The sequence below is a fragment of the Xanthomonas sp. BRIP62411 genome, from assembly GCF_003993525.1.
Taxonomy (GTDB): domain Bacteria; phylum Pseudomonadota; class Gammaproteobacteria; order Xanthomonadales; family Xanthomonadaceae; genus Xanthomonas; species Xanthomonas euroxanthea.
Map to the genome: position 1 here is coordinate 1 of NZ_QEZI01000036.1, position 415 is coordinate 415.

General features: G+C 66.5%; 1 protein-coding gene. It reads left to right on the forward strand.

Translation table 11 applies throughout. The annotated features are described in order from the left end of the window. On the forward strand, positions 1-415 hold a 415-nt coding region (locus EO139_RS21095; RefSeq protein ID WP_126972367.1), incomplete at both ends, for an FAD-binding protein.

Below are 415 nucleotides of genomic sequence, written 5' to 3' on the forward strand. Positions count from 1 at the left end.
CTGGGAGTGGCACACCTTCGACACCGTCAAGGGCGGCGACTACCTCGTCGACCAGGACGCGGCGGAGATCCTCGCCAAGGAGGCCATCGACGCGGTCATCGACCTCGAGAACATGGGCCTCCCCTTCAACCGCACGCCGGACGGCAAGATCGACCAGCGCCGGTTCGGCGGCCACACGGCCGACCACGGCAAGAGCCCCGTCCGCCGCTCCTGCTACGCGGCCGACCGCACGGGCCACATGATCCTGCAGACGCTGTACCAGAACTGCGTCAAGTTCGGCATCAACTTCTACAACGAGTTCTACGTGCTGGACCTCGTCATGGCGGAGGTCGACGGGAAGCAGCAGCCCGCGGGCGTCGTGGCCCTCGAGCTGTCGACCGGCGAGATCCACGTCTTCCAGTCGAAGGCCGTGATC